Raw genomic sequence first — 18,019 nt, 5'->3', positions numbered from 1 at the left:
TCAAAAAAAATCCGTGTAAGAATGAATGTTTTCGAAATTAAGCATTTTTTCATTTAGAAGTAAAAGACTACTATCCTCTACAGGAATTTCTTTGTCATCAGTGTTACAAGCTTGTGAAAGAATCATAGCTAGCACTAAAGTTAGTAGGTTAACTGTTCTTTTAATTTTTGTGGATTTCATAATTAAGTAATTTTAGATTAATAATTATTCTTAATGTAATAAGCATGCAAAATGTTACCACCAAAATGATTTTTTTATGGTTTACAACGAGTAAAATGTATTTCGTCTATGGTAAACAGTATTTTATATTTTTTCCATTAGTATGAAGTATACAAGAAATAAGTACAATATCATTAATGCCAAGACAGGGTATCCACATAAATCTAATCTATTAAGTGTATCTATACTAGCAACTACTTGTATGGAGGCAGATGCATATGCCACGGTGTTAATGTCGATGGGACTAGAACGTTCAAAACAATTTTTGAAAAATCATCCAGAACTTAAAACATATTTTATTTATGAAGATGATAACAAGGAACTGCAAACGCTTTCTCTAAACGGTTTTCCAGAAGAGTAAGCTTTTTGATTAGACTTTGTGACTATTTTATAACAGTATTATGCTGTGTAAAAAAAGCCTTGCTTAGTTGGCAAGGCTTTGATGATTAGTTAGTAAATATTTTAAAATTTAATATCGCGTGTTTTTAATTTGCCTTTTATGGTGTCAATCAAATCATCCGTTTTAACATCAAACTTAAAGAATATAAAGTTTTGACCATTTAAACGTTCTTTATAAAGCCCTTTGTAGTCTACATAGGCCTTGGAGATAAAATCATAAGAAATATTAAGGTTTACATCTTCTCGGATAATAACAAACCTTTTGACAATCTGGTTTAGAACAGCAATGATAGGATTGAAAATAAAGCTAGTAATATGAATGCGATCCACTTTTAGAGTATTTACTTTTAATGTATTAGTTTTAGCATCAAAATTAAGCGGTATATGTAGATCGGCAGAAAGTCTTTTGTTAATTATTCTACGTCTTTTCCCAAAAAACTTTACATACCTTCTATATCTTATTTTACATCTAATTTCTATTTTAATTCTTGAAGAACCAGAGACTTTAATTCTTCTCAGCGAAAATCTATAAAGATTAATTTTTTGTCTTTTACTATAAATTTTAAACTCAGGAAATGAAGCAATAGTCTGACGAATCAATTTATCACTTAATCCAAGGTCGAAAAAAGGACTACGTTCCGAATTGACTCCTATTTTTGCTTGAAAATATTTTCCGGGTTCTTGTTTAATGTCATTTAACATATTTGCTATGGCACCAGCAAGTTCTCTTTGGTTATATTGTGTAGCTTTATTATTAGGATCAATAGCTGTCATGTTCTGAAACTGATCATTTAACTGCTTTTCAAATTCGACAGCATTTTTCATGTCATCTTCTTCAATAGATGTTAAAAGTTCTTCCTCTGTCATGCCGGTTTCTTGTAAATAGGTTTGATTAATACCATTTACAAACACATCATTTTTAAACTCGTCTTCATCATCAGTTTCAGGTTCAATATTAGTAGTGTCAGGTTCGGTTAAAGTATTGTCATCAGTATTACATCCAATTAGTATTGTCAATGTTAAAAATAGTAATGGTAAATAAATTGATTTTTTCATTGTTTAGGTTTTAATTAGTTTATATTGATTTTTATGAATTCTTTACTAATAAATTTTGGAGATTAAATAATGAAAACCTTGGGGGAACACTTATGTGTATTTAGTGTAGATTGACTTTTCAAAAGTATATCATAAAGTCAGAAAAGATGGATCAGATTATAAGTTGGAACCTCTTTTTATTCAATAAGACTTGTTTTGACTTTTATAACTTGTGTCTGAGAAGAATGTGCTGTCAGTAAAGAAGAAGAGGAATCTTTTAAAGTATTTGATACCTTATCTTTTCCGTCGAAAAAAATAAAAAAGAATTATGGTTTATAACAAACCGGAAGAATTTCTCCTGGAGCGAGACAGAATTGAGTAACGTCGTCCTTGGATAATTTTTGGGTATAATCTACTTCATCTACTTTAAAACCGATAGCTCTTAGTTTTTCAAAATAATCCCTGCCATAAACTCTCACATGGTCATATTGGCCAAATATTTTAGCACGTTCTTGTGGGTCTGTGATACTATCGTCTTCAAAAGTAGTGGCTCTATTCAGATCTTGCGGTATCTGTAAAATAGCCATTCCGCCTGGTTTTAAAACTCTAAATAACTCTTTCATGGCCTTGGTGTCATCTGGAATATGTTCTAACACATGATTACAAAAGATAATATCATATTCGTTATCTTTAAAAGGAAGGTTGCAAATATCAGCTTTTACATCGGCTAATGGAGAATTAAGATCAGTAGTGGTATACTCAAGATGTTGTAATTTCCTGAACCTTTTATAAAATGCTTGCTCTGGAGCAAAGTGCAATACTCTTGATGTAGTAGTAAAAAAATCAGTCTCGTTTTTAAGGTATAACCATAATAACCGATGACGTTCTAAGGATAGTGTTGAAGGAGAAAGGACATTTTCTCGTTGTTTACCATATCCATAGGGTAAAAATTTAGAAAAACTCTTTCCATCTATTGGATCGGTATATGTTTTTCCTCTTAAAAATATAGCAATAATAGGCCTGGCAATATAACTCAACCGAATTAAAAGTGGTCTGGGGATGGTGTTGAGTATAAATTTAAATAGCTTTTTCATAATTGATCGCACAAAACCCTATAAGAAACTCTGTGTAATTTTATAAAGAAAAAAGTGTATTACACGGTTAATACCTCTTGTCTAAAAGCATCTTCCTCATCAGATTCAATACCAAGAGCTTGATATATATATTTAAATGTAGAAAGAATTTCGGGTTTACCATCAATAAGAGCAACGTCATGTTCAAAATGAGCACTTGGTTTGCCATCTGCAGTTACAATCGTCCATCCATCTTCTAGCTGTTTTATTCTATGTGTTCCCATATTGATCATCGGTTCTATGGCGACAACCATACCTTCAATAAACTTTTTACCCTTGCCACGACGACCATAATTTGGCATCTCAGGATCTTCATGTAATTTCTTCCCTAGTCCATGACCAACAAGTTCTCTAACAACTCCATAGCCAAAGTCTTCAGTATATTTTTGAATAGCATATCCTACATCTCCAACACGATTTCCGAATTTAAATTCTGCAATTCCTTTATATAAAGACTCTTTGGTAACTTTTAATAGTTGTTCTACTTCTGGTGGAACTTCACCTATAGTAAAAGTGTATGCATGATCTCCATAAAAATCATTTTTTATAGCTCCACAATCGATTGCTACGATGTCACCATTTTCAAGAGGTTTGTCAGTTGGTAATCCATGTACAACAGCTTCATTCACACTGGTAAGAAGAGTAGAAGGACAGCCATATAAACCTAAAAACCCTGGAGTTGCTCCCTGATCTCTGATAAACTCTTCTGCAATTTTATCCAATTGTGCAGTAGTAACTCCTGGTTTTAGCTCTGTCGCTAACATTCCTAAGGTTTTAGAAACAACCAATGCACTCTCTCTCATTAATTCTATCTCTTCACGTGTTTTCGTAATAATCATATAAGCTTGTAAAAAATTCACATTATAAGGAAGGCAAATTTACAAAGAATATTGGTTGTTAGGGATAACCATAACCTCTATTTTAAGATTTGAGTAATTCAATAAGATGAGAGGGGGGACTTTATACTGTTTTTAGAGTAAAAGATGTAGTTAATCCCACGCAAAAATTCAAGGGAAGTTTTTCTACTCCAAAAATGGCTCTAGAATGTGTACCTTTTTCTTCTAATATTTTGACGAATAAATCAGAAGCACCATCAACTACAGCAGGAGATTTATCCCAATCTGTCCCGGATTGAAAATAAGCGTCTATATGATTAAGTCCTTCGATTGCTTCAAAACCGATTTTATGATTTATTTGTGCTAAAACATTTAGAGCGCATAATTTCATAGCTTCATATCCTTGTTGCGTAGATATAGTATCTCCTAATCTTCCTTGATATAGATATTCTTGATTTAGTATAGGAAACTGAATAGCAACGTAGGCGATATTTCCTCTTCTGTTGACAGAGACGTATGACCCGCCAGGAATAGAAACTTCTGGAAGTACAAGCCCCATTTCTTTTAGCTTTGCTTTAGGATTCATATTACTAAGAGGTTTTATCTTTAGAAGCACGAATATACCACCACTAGAAAACCTACTACACTATTTTATAGGTAGTTTAACAAAGTTGACTTCAAAAATGTGAACTCTCCTTATTTTATGAGAGTGTTTTGTGTCATAGCATCTGGTTTGTCAACTCCCATGAGATGTAAAATGGTTGGAGCAATATCTCCCAAAACTCCATCTTTTACATCGATTTGATTGTGATCAATCAGAATAAAAGGAACCGGATTTGTAGTGTGAGCGGTATGAGGTGTTCCATCAGGATTAATCATCGTTTCACAATTACCATGATCAGCAATCAGAATGGTAGAATATCCATTTTCTAAACCTGCGGTGATTACATCTTTTGCACATTCATCTACAACTTCACAAGCTTTAATAGCGGCTTCCATTACTCCTGTATGTCCTACCATATCACCATTAGCGAAGTTAAGACATACAAAATCCACATCTCCTTTTTGCAATTCGGGAACAAGAGCATCTCTAAGTTCATATGCGCTCATTTCTGGTTTAAGGTCGTATGTGGCTACCTTTGGAGAGTTTCTTAATATCCTGGATTCTCCTTCAAAAGGTTCTTCTTGTCCACCAGAAAAGAAAAAAGTAACGTGTGGATATTTTTCGGTCTCAGCAATTCGTATTTGAGATTTACCTGCCTTAGAAACAATTTCTCCCAGAGTTTCTGTAATATTATCTTTATTGTAAATAACCTTGATACCTTCAAAATTTTCATCATAGTTCGTCATAGTAACATAGTATAATGAAAGCTTATGAGTATTAAATTCATGCATGTCTTTTTGAGAAAGCATTTCTGTTAATTCACGACCACGATCTGTTCTAAAATTAAAGAAAATCACAACATCATCCTCTTTTATAGTGGTTACTGGATTGCCATTTTTATACATGCTAATAGGCTTTATAAACTCATCAGTAACATCATTATCATAGCTTGTCTGAATACTTTCTATTGCATTTGTACTTGATTCTCCAACCCCATTAACGACAAGGTCATAGGCTAGTTTAACACGTTCCCATCTTTTGTCTCTATCCATAGCATAGTATCTTCCTATAATAGATGCTAATTCACCTGTTGTTTTAGACATGTGATCCTGGATATCCTGTATATGGTTTATTCCTGATTTTGGATCAACATCTCTACCGTCTGTAAATGCATGGAGGAAAACATTTTTTAGTTCATGCGAATCTGCAGCGTCAAGTAAACCTTTGATATGATTGATGTGAGAGTGAACTCCACCATCGCTTACTAAACCAAGTAAATGAATATTTTTATCATTTTCTTTTGCATATTGAAAAGCATCAGCTAAAACTGATTCATCTTTAAGTTTATTATTTTCGACAGCCATATTAATTTTGGCCAAATCCTGATATACAATTCTACCAGCCCCAAGGTTCATATGTCCAACTTCGCTATTACCCATTTGTCCATCAGGTAGCCCAACGTGAAGACCGTCAGTACGCAAAGATGCGTTAGGGTATGTTGTATATAAACTATCAATATATGGTGTGTTGGCATGATCTATTGCCGATACTTTTGGGTCAGGAGAAGTTCCCCATCCATCCAATATCATCAGGATTACTTTTTTGTTCATGGTATTTATACTCTTAATTAAAGTTTTGGTTGGGTAATGATGATTGAGCTAAAAAAAGCCCAAAAATAAAGCAAAGAGACAAATTTACAACTTCGTTGATAAGCATGCAAAATGCATATGTTATTCCTGAGTGATTTAAACCTGTATTTAAGATTAACTATAGAGGAGTTTTTGTGAAACTATTAACGGATTTGTGTAGGCAAGGTTAAAAGTGAGTTATTCTTAAAATTAGAGCCTTTTTTTTAGGAATAATATAATTTATTTGCAGTGTCAAAATTTGACATATCACAAATCAATAATGAACCTAAAAAAGTAAAAAAATGAAAAAGTTAATTGTTTTAATGTTATGTATGGTAGTTAGTTTTGCATTTGCAACCGATCCTGTGAAAAATGATAATGGATATAAGGTTAAAAAAACTGAAATTATTAGTGTTTCTCCGTTTTGTATTTCAATAGCCAAGGGTGATTATGAAATGGTAAAAAAAATGATTGAATTAGGCACAGAAGTTAATAAATATTCTGAGGGAATGACGCCTCTTATGTATGCAGCTCGTTATAACAGACTTGAAATTATTAAACTTTTGGTGTCCAATGGAGCAAAAATTAATACAAAAAATGATAAAGGATTTAATGCACTTAAATATGCTGAACTATCTGGAGCAGTTGATGCTAAAAAACTTTTGTTAGAACTCAAAAAGAAGTAGCTTTTATAGAGTTATCTATATAGTAGTACTTAATCTGTTTACCTGGTATTTGTATATGCTTAGGTAAACAGATTTTGTTTTTAATAGAATTACTACCACTATCATAATGTTTTGTTATTTAATAATTTATATCCCAATGTTAAATATAATAGTGTTATTTTTGTTTGTATTACTTTTATAATGTGATAGTAATACTTTTAATTCTTGAAATTTGCAATATCTATTTAATAAAAATAGTAGCTCATTTTCAATATAAATTAGGAGTGATTTGTTTGATTTGATAATCTCCCAGAAACTCTGCTTGTTAACATCAACAAGCAGAGTTTTTTATTTATTAAAAAGTAAATAATATGAAATGTAACAGCATAATTTTTTGTTAGATGAAGGTTAAAATTATGTTATTTAGTACAAAAGGGTGTAACAAGGTATAGTAAATAAGGTCATACATGTATAAGTCAATCATTAAATCGAATTCATTATGAAAAAAACAGTTTTTGTAACCGTATTGGTTATGAGTATTACTTTTGTTGGTTTTGCAACAGAATCAATCGAGACTTCAGTTAGTCACGATTATGAACTAAACAACTATAAATCAAATCCATTTTGTATGGCTATAGTAAAAGGAGATGTAGAAGTTGTAAAAAAAATGATAGAACTTGGGAGCGATGTTAATGAAAAGTGGGATGGTATGACACCACTTATGTATGCTGCTCGCTATAATCGCGTAGAGATTATTAAAATCTTAGTGAAAAAAGGTGCAAATGTCAAAACCAAAGACCCCAAAGGTTATACGGCAATGAAATTTGCAAAATTATCTAACGCAAAAGAAGCGATAGCATTATTAGAAACATTAAAATAGGTACATAGAGTATCTATACTTTACGTAAACACTCTGTCTAATGGATATTTAGACAGAGTTTTTTATTACCTGCTATATTCTAATATAGCTTCTCTGATTTTTTCTACACGATTATCTGGATCGGGATGTGTGCTTTGAAATTCTGGTGTGCGATTAGGTCCGGCAGCTGCTTTTAGAATTTTCATAACCCCAATCATTTCTTCTGGATTATACCCCGAATTAATCATAAATAATACTCCCAGTTTATCACTTTCTAGTTCATCATCACGTCCATTACCTAGCAATACATTTTGTCCTATACTATTTACAATTCCTCCCGCATCTGCACCTACAGAAGCTCCTGTCGAAATTGTTTTCCAAAATTCGTGCTCTGCTATTCTTTCTGCTGAGTGCCTTCCCAAGACATGACCAATCTCATGACCAAGTACGCCAGCAACCTGATCTTCATTCTCTAATTTGGATAATAGGGCATAGGTAATAAATATCTGACCTCCTGGTAGAGCAAATGCATTAATAGTATTGGGGTCGGCCAGTAAGTGAAATTCATATTGGTAAGGGGTTTGCTTAGCCATACTCGAATTCACTAATTTGTTCCCGATCATATCGATATAACTTTGTAATTTTTGATCTGGGTATAGTCCACCATGTTGCTGAGTCATTTGTGGAGCACTTTGTAATCCTATAGAAATTTCTTGATCACTGGTCATATTTATATTTTGTACTCTATCAGTATAAGGATTTAGCGTTTTATTATTACATTTTTTAAAAAATGCAAAAGCAACAATTGCTAAACCTATTAATATTCTAAGTTTTAAGCCACCACGTCTCATTAGAAATTAATTTTTTTAAAATGTCAAGCTTAAAGTTAATAAATATAAAAGTTGCTTACTAAATAAAATGTAAAAAACACTTTTTAGTAAGCAACTACTAGAGGTTAGATATCATTTACAACCAATATAAACGAAATTAGTGCTATCCTAGCATAGTTGAGTTAGCATAGTTTAGCGATAAAATAACTGAGTATAATAATATTTTCCGCTTTCATCTTTAATAGCGGCAATACCTGTGTGAGTATAATTTCCTTCTATGTTTTTTCGGTGTCCGTCACTACTTATCCAGGCATCAACTACACTTTTTGCATCTGGATAAAAATTAGCAACATTTTCTGCCATTCCTCTTGCATTCTCTTTTTCATTTAACACATCTCCTCTTGCATCAAAATTATCATGATTAATTTGACCCTGAGAAATCATATATCTAGTGTGATCAGCTGCTAATTCATCGGCAGTTTGATTTGAGGTCAATGCCGATAAGCCTTTTGTTGCACGATATTCATTAACTAATCTTAATATTTCCTCGGTAATTGAAGTGTTACTTGGAGTTCCATCCACTCCTGTAGGGTTTTCAACTCCCGTATTTTCATCAGGAGGAGTGCCATCATCATCAGAACAGGAAATGGCTATAGATAAAATAATAAATACAAATAAATATTTAATTGAAGAAATTTTCATAAGTGGGGCTTTTTTATTTAGAATAACTAAAATAGTATAAATTTAGTATATAACCCCTTATAATAATTCTGGATTTATATCCAGTATGTTTTCTTTAATGTACTGATTAATAAAGTTTTCTGTAAAAAAATCACTTCCTAATAACTTTACTTTTTTTAACTCTGATGCGATATCTACTTTTTGATATGCTTTTAGCATAGGAATGGATATTGGAGCATAAGAATAATGCCATGGTTCATATTTAAATCCTTTTCTGTCTTCTTTATCAGTATATACCAGATAAAAACCAAAAGAATTAGCATGTGTATCCATCCATTCTTTAAATTTACAAAAAGGACCTTCACTATCAAAATTCTTTGCTAAAAGCAAGCCTTTGGGTTGAGGTGGGTTACCATCTACGATATCTAAATCAGTACCCCAATGGTGTCTTGATGTTCCTGGTATTGTGGAGTACTCCACAATTTTTTTGATAGCGTTAATAGGAGATAATCCCTCTTGTGTAAACTTTTTATATTTGCGTTCCCATATGCGATTTTGATGAGCATAATTTCTATAACTGGAAACGACTTTAATTTTAAATCCACTTTTCAATGCTTCAGCTTTCATTTTTAAAAATGCATCATAGGCTTTCTTTTGCAGTTTATATCCATCTCCGTATAGAGAAGGATCACTTTTACCCATTAAATCATCTTTAGAAAACTCTGACTGAAGCATAGAAAATGATGACAATGAAAACCCTATCATTCCTAAAGTGCTTAGACTAACAAAATCTCGTCTTTCCATTGACATTATAATTTATAATGGTATTCTCTTTAATTATAATTTATTCAAGAATTCCATCTACAATTCCATACTCTAAGGATTCTTGAGCATCCATCCAGTAATCTCGATTAAAATCTTTTAATACTTTTTCTATGTCCTGGTCACAATTGTCTGCTAGAATCTGTGCGCTTAATTCTTTTGTTTTAAGAATTTCTGCAGCTTGTATTTCTATGTTAGAAGCTTGACCTCTTGCGCCACCACTAGGTTGATGAATCATTACTTTTGCATGAGGTTGTATAAATCTTCTTCCTTTTGCTCCTACACTTAATAGAATAGAGCCCATAGATGCTGCTAGGCCTGTGCAAATAGTTGACACAGGGCTTTTAAGACTTTTTATAGTGTCATACATGGCAAATCCTGAAGTAACATATCCTCCTGGACTATTAATATAAAGTTTAATTTCTTTATCACTGATCATATCCAGATACATCAATCTATCGATAACATGCTTTGCAGATTTATCATCCACTTGACCCCAAAGAAAAACACTACGTTCTTCTAAGAGTTTTTTATCAATAAGATCTTGAGTTTTTCCTGATTTTTCTTTCATTTTTATGGTTTTAATTTTTAAAGAAAGACAAAAAAATAAAATAATTTGATGGTATTAATAAAATTACCGTATTCTATATTTTTTAAGAATTCTTTACATCTTCGAGATAAATGTATAATTATTTTTGCAGAAAAGCATCATATGAATTTAGCATTTCACAAAATTTTAAAAGAGGACTTTAGTCAAGCTCTTCCTCTTATTCAAAAACTAATGAATAATCAATTCACAGATGAAGTGTTATTAGGAAGATTTAATGAAATGTTTGATCAGAATTATGAATGTTTTGGTGTATACTCTGATGAAAAGTTAATAGGAGTTTTTGGATTGTGGTTTATGACAAGACACTATGCAGGTCGTTCTTGTGAACCAGATCATGTGTATATAGATGATCACTATAGAAATCAAGGAATAGGGAAGAAGGTGTTTGATTGGATTTATGCTTATGCGAAAAATAAAGGTTGCGAAACCTCAGAATTAAATAGCTATGTTGCAAATTATCCTTCTCATAAATTTTATCTGAATGAAGGTTATGAGATTTGGGCGCATCACTTTGTGAAAAAATTGTAGTTTTTATTTGATGAAGAATATTGAGGTTAATGTAAAGTAATAGGTATTTAATCTTGATTTTTAAGTCAAAGATTTATTCATTAATATATAAATAACCAGCACGATCTTTTTCTCCATCAATTTTAAGGACATAATAATATGTACCTACCGGAAGTTTTTCTCCTTTGGCAATAGTCGCTCTTCCTTCAGAAATACCGGCAAAACCATCTGAATTGGTTTGTGCTTCATGATATTGTTCTCTTTGGTATACTAAAACTCCCCATCGATTATATACGAATAGTTCATTATTAGTTTCTCCAAGACCATCAATTCTAAAGAAATCGTTGTCTCCATCACCATTTGGGGAAACTGCAGTGTATATCTCTAAGTCTCCGTCCAACAGCATATCAGATGTCCCAAAAGTAAGAACAGTATAATTGTCAGGAATCATAAGTTCAGAAGTAATTTCACCTGTGTTTAGATCTCCAGATACTGTAGAATTTCCAAGATTTACCCACTGTCTTAAATTTGAGTCCCATCCAACTACTCTTAAATTATTGATATCATCTACAAGTGTTGGAATGTTACTATTGTCGTCCCAGGTTAGTGTAACTCGTGTTTCTATATCTCCATCAAGATCCCAAAACTCAAAACTACTTACTCCAAATAATAAGTTATCAAAACTATTGGTGTTGAAGCTTGTTGGGAAGAAATTAGGGGAATTTGGATCTTCAAAATAATATGCTCCTCTTGCTGTATTTGTAGCTGCTTGACTTTCTATACGCATAGGTCGTAGTCTGAAATCATCTCCAATAGGAAATGTAAAATCTAATACTCCAGTAATAGAAGCATATCCATCTACATAACGATCATCATTTTCACCTAAATACGGTGCGTCATTAATGTAATCTAAAGAAACATTACGCCTATCTCTTGGTGTTTGAACTCTCCCTGCAGTAAACTCTTGAAAATTAGTTACTGCTACAGCAACTTCAAGTTGTAGGTCATTTCTTACGTCAACTTCCATATCGTAAAAAGTAGGCCTGTTATTTCCAGAAACAGTTAAGTCGCCAGATGTATTGTAAAAACCAACCATGCCACCATCGTTTTCATCAAAAGTACCATCATTTATTAGATCAGTATGAAAACCAACTTCTGCATCAGTATGTGTTTGTAGATTTCCATAGTTGTGAAATGCCTGTTGTCCTATTGTTGTGTAGGTCAGGAAGAATGCTATTATGTAGATTATTTTTTTCAAAGTATATAGGGGTATTACGATAATTACGGTTAAACAGTAATTAATAGGTGGTAAATATACTCAAATACTTACATTTGACAATGGTTTTTTTCGATAAAAATCAATTATCTATCGATAAAATGCGTTTTTAGTTCGATTAAGTGCAGGTGTGCTTGGGTAATTAGGAGTTGTTTTTGACATATGTGTTATTTTTATGGGGTATAATTATTTAACGATATTAATGTGATTTTATTGGTCTCATAGTTTATAAAAACTTACACATCCACATGCTGGACCCGTACCTTGGGGTGAAGGTGCAGCTCCAGAGCCGGATATTATGGTGTTTTGAAATGCACCCAAAGCCATTGTACTTGTAAATAGATAGTTAAATGTTCCGTCTCCATTATCTGTTGTAATTAAAGTATGGTTACCAAGGTTTAATCCTGGAATACTAGCATAAGGAACATTTTGTATATATATTTCATAGTTAAATGGTGTAGCTGTTGTATTTTGGACCTGTAATTGATATGGGCTAAACGCGCTATTTTGTCCATCATCAAAATTGTTGATGGATAGGTCAGTTGTAAGCGTTCCTGTTGGTACAGAGCTTGTCGTTGTTGAGCCTCTATTTACTCTATATGTTATTCTTCTATTGGTAATAACACTTCTAATAACTACATTTAGTATTCCTGTAGTTGTTCCAGCTAAAGGAATGTTTTGATCATTTGTAATATCTCCAGATGATACAGTATTGCTAAGACTACCAGCCAGGGTACCAATTACATCAAATGTAAAAGTACAGGTGTTTCCTGCAGGTAGATTAACACCAGAAATAGAAAAGTTGTCAGAACCTGAAACAGCGGTTATAGTTCCACCACAGGATGAGGTTCCGTCTGGAGAAGTAGATATTGTCATTCCCGAAGGTAAATTATCTGTAAGTGATAAATTTGTAAGATCTACTCCTGTAGCAGGGTTTTCTAATGTTATAGTAACTGTTGACTCCTCACCATAACCAATTGTAGCAGGAGAAAAGTTTTTACTGGCAACCGCCGGGAAAGCTACTTCTGTAGATACGGCAAAAACCCCACCCCATATACCTTCACTAGCACTACCCAAGTCTACATTTAAAGTTGTTGCATTGTTAGGAACAAAACCAGTAGCGTCAAAAATATCTGCATCTATTCCCCAGTTAAAACTTTGGTTAGGATTTCTACCACCAACATCAACACCAAATTTGGATATAGTACTATTTAGGGTATTGTTTGCAGGGTTTAAAGCATTAGAAAGAGTATTTCCGTTGATGGCAACAAAATCTCCAGTAAATCCTCCAGAATCTCCGTCCATCCCAAAATAACCTGCATCCGTATCGAAAGCACCGGTAGAAGGTGTTAATAAGCCAGTAACAGTAAAGGAATCATTGGCTCCAAATCCAAAAAAGTCAAAACCATCCCATATGCTTACACTTCGTGTGATGTCTGAAGGGTCTTCGTATATAATTACCATTGTCCATCCTCCAAAAGGTCCTGTGAAGGCACTACCGGTTATTAATGGGATATCTGCAACTGTATAAGATCCTGATCCTGATGCCTGTACTATGGAAGTCACATCTGCAAATGACATAAATGTATTCCAGCCTGCGAATGAGCCGGTTTCTATATTTGTTAGATTGGCATTAACCGCAGTGTAAGTTCCTGCACCTGGTTCTCTAAATTGTACTTGTTGTAAACTTAAAGAAGGATCTGGGTTTGTTATTCCACCAAAAGTAGAATTATATGAACCACCCCAATACAATCCTGCCCAGGCTACAGTTGCTCCTGGGGGTAATGTAAGATTTGCGCTACTTGAGTTTATAGTTGTTCCGTCTATACTGGCATACCCCATAACTACAGAAGGGTTGTTAGATGTAGGGGTTCCAGGACAGTTGGCTGTACAAATAAGATTTGTATTTCCGATCATATCAAAATTACCTCTTACATTGATTGTAATTCGTTCTTCATAAGGTCTCGGGTTTTCTATTTCAACATCAACAATAGTACCTATTCCCTGATCTGTAATATCAACTAAAGGATTACTTACGCTAGTAAAATTAATGAAATAGGTTTCATTTCCTTCTACACTGATATCATCCAAAATAGTAACTGTAATGGATTCTGTATCTCCACTAGTTCCAGAAAAATTCAATGTTCCGGTATTTGTTGTATAATCACTTCCCGCTGTAGCGGTATTATTGGCTGTTGTAAAACTTACAGCAAAAGGCCCTGTTGTATCGGGGCCAACATGAGTAACTGTAAATGTTGCAGTACCAGCATTTTCATTAACAGAGATGTTGTCAATGCTAATTGCTGCATCGTTATCTTCAATTGTACCTTCTCCTTGATTATCGCTTGTTGTTACTAGTGGATTGCTTACTGTACCTAAATTAACAAAGAAGTTGTGATTTCCTTCGATATCAGTATCGTCTACTATTGGTATTGTTATTTGTTGTGTTTCATTAATATTACCGGCAAAATTAATAGGAGAAGGGGTGGCTCCAACAGTAGTGTAATCGGCTGGGTTAGTTGCAGAACCATTAACAAGCGTATAGGGCACAGAAAATCCTCCTGCTAGATTTGCTCCTGATAACGTAATGGTAAAAGTTGCTGTTCCATCTCCTTCATTAACAGTAACATCATTTATTGCTATAGAGGCATTGTCATCATCATTAATTGTAATTTCTCCTTGTCCATCAGATATAGTTATAGAAGGATCGCCCATAATAGCACCAAGGTTTACAAAAAAACTTTCAGTGGCTTCTGCAAAATTATCATCGACAATAGGGATAGGAACCGTTAAAGTTTGATTTTCAGCACTGGTACCAGAAAAGGCTATAGTTGAACTTGTAGCTGTATAATCAGCAGGTGTATTGGCTGAATTATTGGCCGTTGAATATGCTACCGTAAAAGCTCCAGCAGCATTTCCACCAGAGTGACTAACGGTGAGATCAGCGGTACCTGCATTTTCGTTTACAGTGATATCTGATATAGCTAATTGTGGAGTAGTGGCACTACATGAAATTGTAGCTTCCCATCCAGAGAAGTTGAATATAAAATCCGAAGTAAATCTAAACGTTAGGCATCCAGTAGTAGAAGATATTGTAGTTCCATTGGGAGAATTTCCATTGTCAAAAATTCCGATGAGCGGACTCGCTGTTGAAGCTCCATCAAAGATTCTAAGAAAATCAAAATTATCCTCTACGTTAAATTGAGTAAATGTAATACTAACATTTGCTCCAACCACATCTGGACAAATAGTATATGTAATATCTTCAAAATTACTGTAATTCCCATTTGTTCCTCCAGAATCAACAAAAGTACCACTACAAGTATTTACAGTAGTTCCGTTAGAAATCATAAAAAGATTAGTTTCTATAGATAAATTATCTATAAAAACAAACTCTCCTGCTTCCCAATCTCCAAAATTCCAAGTGCTTAAGTTTATAAACCTGATTGTGGTAGTTGCAGATAAAAACGCAGAAATATCTGCACTGAAGCTATTGGTTTGATTTCCAGCTAAATTTCCAATGGTGGTAAAATTTACTCCATCAGAAGATATTTGAACAGTTAGTAGTTCACTAGATGTTGATCCTCCTGATCCATCCAGACCAACCGTTTGCCAATCAAAAGATAAAATAGCACTTGAAGCACTAGATAGATCTGCACTTCGAATAATTTGCTGAGAGTTTCTAGTTATATCTTCAAACCGAAGCCTGCCTCCAGTTATACGAATTCGTCCGGAATTAACGCTACCGTTATCTGTTTCAACCCAATTTGTAGCCCAATTTTGAGTTCCATTATTATTGGCATAAGAAACTGTTCCAAAATTATCTACATATGTATCCTGACCAAAAGAAGCGCTAATTGGTAAAATAACTAATAGAACCAGTTTAATCAGATATGATTTATTAAATATAAACTTCATATTATATTATCAGCAGATTACGGTCTTGGTGTTTTAACAACGAATACTACATTAATTAATGCATTAAAATCTGCAGGGGTATTGACAATTTCATAACTCATCATTCCAGTAGCACTGATAGAAATTGTTGTTGGACTTCCAAAAACAAAACTATCGGCAAATGTTACATAATAATATAATTCATCTCTGTCATACGTTGGTATGGTTGGCGCAGTTGGATCACTAGCAGCTACTGGAGAACCAAATTGATCTAAGTATTGTTGGTATAAATCAATAGGTGTTTTTACACCAGTAGAAGAAGCATCTACAGCGATTGATGGAGGATAAAAGATTCTTGCTGCTTTAGAAACTATAGGAGCAATATCTTGTATTACATCCTCTACGGTAGTTTCAACATCTCCATCACCATCAACATCTACAGGGTTGTCAGAGTCTACTTCAGAGGCTGTTTGATCATCGGTTGAAGGATCACCTTGAGGTCCAGTAGCACCCGTTGGCCCTTGCGCTCCTGTTGCTCCAGTGGAGCCAGTTGGTCCTTGTGGTCCAGTTAGTCCGATTGGACCTGTAGCACCCGTTGGTCCTTGCGCTCCAGTTAGTCCAGTTGGTCCTGTATTACCAGTCGGTCCTTGCGCTCCGGTTGCCCCAGTAGCACCTGTAGGTCCTTGTGCACCGGTTGCTCCAGTAGCACCTGTCGGTCCTTGCGCACCTGTATTTCCTGTTGGTCCTTGCGCACCGGTTGCTCCAGTGGCACCTGTTGGTCCTTGCGCACCAGTTGCTCCAGTAGCACCAGTTGGTCCTTGTGCTCCAGTAGCACCTGTATTTCCTGTTGGTCCTTGCGCACCAGTTGCTCCAGTAGCACCTGTTGGTCCTTGTGCACCAGTTGCTCCAGTAGCACCTGTATTTCCTGTTGGTCCTTGCGCACCGGTTGCTCCAGTGGCACCTGTTGGTCCTTGCGCTCCAGTTGCTCCAGTAGCACCTGTATTACCAGTTGGTCCTTGTGCTCCGGTTGCTCCAGTAGCACCTGTCGGTCCTTGTGCACCAGTTGCTCCAGTGGCACCTGTCGGTCCTTGTGCTCCAGTAGCACCTGTATTTCCTGTTGGTCCTTGCGCTCCTGTTGCTCCAGTGGCACCTGTTGGTCCTTGTGCACCGGTTGCTCCAGTAGCACCTGTCGGTCCTTGTGCACCAGTTGCTCCAGTGGCACCAGTTGGCCCTTGTGCACCAGTTGCTCCAGTAGCACCAGTTGGTCCCTGTGCACCGGTTGCTCCAGTCGCACCTGTTGGTCCTTGTGCTCCAGTAGCACCAGTTGGTCCCTGTGCACCGGTTGCTCCAGTGGCACCTGTAGGTCCTTGTGCTCCGGTTGCTCCAGTAGCACCTGTATTACCTGTCGGTCCTTGTGCACCAGTTGCTCCAGTGGCACCTGTTGGTCCTTGCGCACCTGTATTTCCTGTTGGTCCTTGCGCTCCAGTTGCTCCAGTGGCACCTGTTGGTCCTTGCGCTCCGGTTGCTCCAGTAGCACCAGTTGGTCCTTGTGCACCGGTTGCTCCAGTAGCACCTGTTGGTCCTTGCGCTCCGGTTGCTCCAGTAGCACCAGTTGGTCCTTGTGCACCGGTTGCTCCAGTAGCACCTGTATTCCCTGTCGGTCCTTGCGCACCTGTATTACCTGTTGGTCCTTGTGCTCCGGTTGCTCCAGTCGCACCTGTTGGTCCTTGCGCTCCTGTTGCTCCAGTTGGCCCTTGTGCACCGGTTGCTCCAGTAGCACCAGTTGGTCCTTGCGCTCCGGTTGCTCCAGTTGGCCCTTGTGCTCCGGTTGCTCCAGTTGGCCCTTGTGCTCCGGTTGCTCCAGTAGCACCTGTCGGTCCTTGCGCACCTGTATTACCTGTTGGTCCTTGTGCTCCGGTTGCTCCAGTGGCACCTGTTGGTCCTTGTGCACCTGTATTTCCTGTTGGTCCTTGTGCTCCAGTAGCACCAGTTGGTCCCTGTGCACCGGTTGCTCCAGT

Annotated in this window: 17 protein-coding genes; 4 read left to right on the top strand and 13 right to left on the bottom strand. The window is 35.5% G+C overall.

Annotation, left to right across the window (positions count from 1 at the left end; genetic code table 11):
* Entirely contained in the window at window positions 1-180 is a 180-nt protein-coding gene (locus FOF46_RS15525) for a hypothetical protein (RefSeq protein ID WP_143917085.1), read from the bottom strand.
* Window positions 181-322: 142 nt separating this feature from the next.
* On the opposite strand from FOF46_RS15525, the gene FOF46_RS15520 reads away from it, so the two are divergent.
* On the top strand, window positions 323-580 hold the full coding sequence (locus FOF46_RS15520; RefSeq protein WP_143917084.1) for an FAD:protein FMN transferase: 258 nt from the start codon (window positions 323-325) through the stop codon (window positions 578-580).
* Window positions 581-681: 101 nt separating this feature from the next.
* Here the strand turns inward: FOF46_RS15520 and FOF46_RS15515 are convergent, their stop codons facing one another.
* The 5 genes from FOF46_RS15515 to gpmI form a co-directional block, all read right to left on the bottom strand.
* Entirely contained in the window at window positions 682-1,674 is a 993-nt protein-coding gene (locus FOF46_RS15515) for a hypothetical protein (RefSeq protein WP_143917083.1), read from the bottom strand.
* Window positions 1,675-1,979: 305 nt separating this feature from the next.
* Window positions 1,980-2,747: a class I SAM-dependent methyltransferase gene (locus FOF46_RS15510; protein WP_143917082.1), complete on the bottom strand. Its 768-nt coding sequence runs from the start codon at window positions 2,745-2,747 to the stop codon at window positions 1,980-1,982.
* Between the two features lie 59 nt (window positions 2,748-2,806).
* Window positions 2,807-3,625: a type I methionyl aminopeptidase gene (gene map / locus FOF46_RS15505; protein WP_109438688.1), complete on the bottom strand. Its 819-nt coding sequence runs from the start codon at window positions 3,623-3,625 to the stop codon at window positions 2,807-2,809.
* Between the two features lie 121 nt (window positions 3,626-3,746).
* A complete protein-coding gene (locus tag FOF46_RS15500; RefSeq protein WP_109438687.1) occupies window positions 3,747-4,208 on the bottom strand; it encodes a RidA family protein in 462 nt (153 codons plus the stop codon).
* 110 nt (window positions 4,209-4,318) lie between these two features.
* The gene (gene gpmI / locus FOF46_RS15495; RefSeq protein WP_143917081.1) at window positions 4,319-5,836 is read right to left on the bottom strand and encodes a 2,3-bisphosphoglycerate-independent phosphoglycerate mutase; all 1,518 of its coding nucleotides are present in this window, start codon (window positions 5,834-5,836) and stop codon (window positions 4,319-4,321) included.
* A 320-nt stretch (window positions 5,837-6,156) separates the two neighbouring features.
* Here gpmI and FOF46_RS15490 point away from each other — a divergent pair, with 320 nt between their 5' ends.
* Entirely contained in the window at window positions 6,157-6,540 is a 384-nt protein-coding gene (locus FOF46_RS15490) for an ankyrin repeat domain-containing protein (RefSeq protein WP_109438685.1), read from the top strand.
* Between the two features lie 478 nt (window positions 6,541-7,018).
* Window positions 7,019-7,399, top strand: a complete 381-nt coding sequence (locus FOF46_RS15485) for an ankyrin repeat domain-containing protein (RefSeq protein WP_109438684.1) — start codon at window positions 7,019-7,021, stop codon at window positions 7,397-7,399.
* 65 nt (window positions 7,400-7,464) lie between these two features.
* Here FOF46_RS15485 and FOF46_RS15480 read toward each other — a convergent pair whose 3' ends face one another.
* The 4 genes from FOF46_RS15480 to FOF46_RS15465 form a co-directional block, all read right to left on the bottom strand.
* Window positions 7,465-8,229, bottom strand: a complete 765-nt coding sequence (locus FOF46_RS15480) for a M48 family metalloprotease (RefSeq protein WP_109438683.1) — start codon at window positions 8,227-8,229, stop codon at window positions 7,465-7,467.
* Window positions 8,230-8,400: 171 nt separating this feature from the next.
* On the bottom strand, window positions 8,401-8,910 hold the full coding sequence (locus FOF46_RS15475; protein WP_109438682.1) for a CAP domain-containing protein: 510 nt from the start codon (window positions 8,908-8,910) through the stop codon (window positions 8,401-8,403).
* A 57-nt stretch (window positions 8,911-8,967) separates the two neighbouring features.
* Window positions 8,968-9,693 carry a M15 family metallopeptidase gene (locus FOF46_RS15470; RefSeq protein ID WP_109438681.1) on the bottom strand — a complete coding sequence of 242 codons (726 nt, stop codon included), beginning with the start codon at window positions 9,691-9,693 and terminating at the stop codon, window positions 8,968-8,970.
* A 40-nt stretch (window positions 9,694-9,733) separates the two neighbouring features.
* The gene (locus FOF46_RS15465; RefSeq protein WP_370444685.1) at window positions 9,734-10,297 is read right to left on the bottom strand and encodes a ClpP family protease; all 564 of its coding nucleotides are present in this window, start codon (window positions 10,295-10,297) and stop codon (window positions 9,734-9,736) included.
* 126 nt (window positions 10,298-10,423) lie between these two features.
* Here FOF46_RS15465 and FOF46_RS15460 point away from each other — a divergent pair, with 126 nt between their 5' ends.
* Window positions 10,424-10,849, top strand: coding sequence for a GNAT family N-acetyltransferase (locus FOF46_RS15460; RefSeq protein WP_143917080.1), 426 nt, complete (start codon window positions 10,424-10,426; stop codon window positions 10,847-10,849).
* 73 nt (window positions 10,850-10,922) lie between these two features.
* Here FOF46_RS15460 and FOF46_RS15455 read toward each other — a convergent pair whose 3' ends face one another.
* From FOF46_RS15455 to FOF46_RS15445, 3 genes are all read right to left on the bottom strand, one after another.
* Window positions 10,923-12,086: a T9SS type B sorting domain-containing protein gene (locus FOF46_RS15455; RefSeq protein WP_143917079.1), complete on the bottom strand. Its 1,164-nt coding sequence runs from the start codon at window positions 12,084-12,086 to the stop codon at window positions 10,923-10,925.
* Window positions 12,087-12,323: 237 nt separating this feature from the next.
* Window positions 12,324-16,022 (bottom strand): beta strand repeat-containing protein, encoded by a 3,699-nt coding sequence (locus tag FOF46_RS15450; RefSeq protein ID WP_143917078.1) that lies wholly within the window; start codon window positions 16,020-16,022, stop codon window positions 12,324-12,326.
* Between the two features lie 17 nt (window positions 16,023-16,039).
* Window positions 16,040-18,019: collagen-like domain-containing protein (locus tag FOF46_RS15445; protein WP_208746784.1), on the bottom strand; the 1,980-nt coding region annotated here is incomplete at its 5' end.

Origin of the sequence: Aquimarina algiphila (assembly GCF_007489275.1) — a bacterium.
Classification (GTDB): domain Bacteria; phylum Bacteroidota; class Bacteroidia; order Flavobacteriales; family Flavobacteriaceae; genus Aquimarina; species Aquimarina algiphila.
The sequence above is the reverse complement of the archived record's forward strand: the minus strand, read 5'-3'. Positions and strand labels throughout refer to the sequence as shown.